At 74.9% G+C, this 1,342-nt stretch carries 1 protein-coding gene; it reads right to left on the bottom strand.

Annotated features, from left to right (window positions below; all coding sequences use genetic code 11):
* A partial coding sequence (locus EAO77_RS35315; protein WP_187283555.1) for a polyketide synthase dehydratase domain-containing protein occupies positions 1-1,342 on the bottom strand: 1,342 nt, incomplete at both ends.

The raw sequence follows: 1,342 nt of genomic DNA, 5'->3' as shown, positions 1-1,342 counted from the left end.
GGGTGACCCTGCACGCCACGGGCGCGGCGCGCCTGCGGGTGCGGATCGCGCCCGTGCGGGCGACGCGGTGAGCGTGGAGGTGGCGGACTCCGCGGGAGCGCCGGTCGGGGTGTTCGTTCTGGGCGGTGCGGACGAGTCCGTGGACGGCTGCTTGTGCGGGGTTGGTGCGGGCGTCCCGGGTCAGTACCACCAGTCGTTTGTCGTCCGGGTCGGTGGCGATGTGCGCCTGGACGGTTTCCAGGGCGTGGGTGGTCAGGGTCCGGACGTCGTCGTCGGTGCGGTGGGTGAGGTCGAGGACGGGCCAGTCGGTGCCGGTGGTGGTGTCGGGGGTGGGGATCGTCTGCCACTCGACACGGAACAACGCGTCCCGCAACGGATCGTCACCCGCCGACAACTGCGCCGGGTCGATGGCCCGCAGGGCCAGGCTCTCCACGGTGGCGACCGGCGCTCCCGCGGAGTCCGCCACCTCCACGCTCACCGCGTCGCCCGCACGGGGCGCGATCCGCACCCGCAGGCGCGCCGCGCCCGTGGCGTGCAGGGTCACCCCGTTCCACGCGAACGGCAGCAGGGTGCGTGAGTCGCCGCCACGGGGCGACGAGCCGAACGCCGCCGCATGCAGGGCCGCGTCCAGCAGGGCCGGGTGCAGCCCGTACGCCGGCGCCTCGCCCGCGGCTTCCTCGGGCAGTGCCACCTCGGCGAACAGCTCCTCGCCACGCCGCCACACCCGCTCCAGCCCCTGGAACACCGGCCCGTACTCGTAGCCGGCCACGAAGCGCAGATCGTAGAAGTCCTCCACCGACAGCGCCTCGGCCCCGCGCGGCGGCCACTGCGTGAAGTCGTGGCCCTCCGCCCGCCGGACATCGGCCGCCGCCGCGAAACCGGTCGCATGCCGTGTCCAGGACTCCGCGTCCTCCGCCCGGGTGTGGATGCTCACTGGCCGGCGTCCCAGCTCGTCCAGTCCGCCGACCGCCACCTGCACCCGCAGGGCCCCGGCGGCCGGGAGCACGAGGGGAGCCTCCAGCACGAGTTCGTCCAGGCGCTCCGCACCCGTCCGGTCCGCCGCCCCGATGGCCATCTCGACCAGGGCCGCGCCGGGCACCAGGACCGTGCCCGACACCGCATGGTCCGCGAGCCACGGGTGGGTCCTCAGCGACAGCCGCCCCGTCACCAGCACACCGGCGTCGTCCGGCAGCTCCACGACCGCGCCCAGCAGCGGATGCTCCGCGGCGTCGAGCCCGGCCGCCGACACGTCCCCCGTTCCCTCGCCGCGCTCCAGCCAGTAGCGGGTGCGTTGGAAGGGGTAGGTGGGGAGGTCGGGTGTGGTGGTGGGTGGGGTGAGGAG

Source organism: Streptomyces sp. T39, from assembly GCF_008042045.1.
In the GTDB taxonomy this organism is placed as follows: domain Bacteria; phylum Actinomycetota; class Actinomycetes; order Streptomycetales; family Streptomycetaceae; genus Streptomyces.
This window is presented reverse-complemented; position numbering and strand designations above follow the sequence as displayed.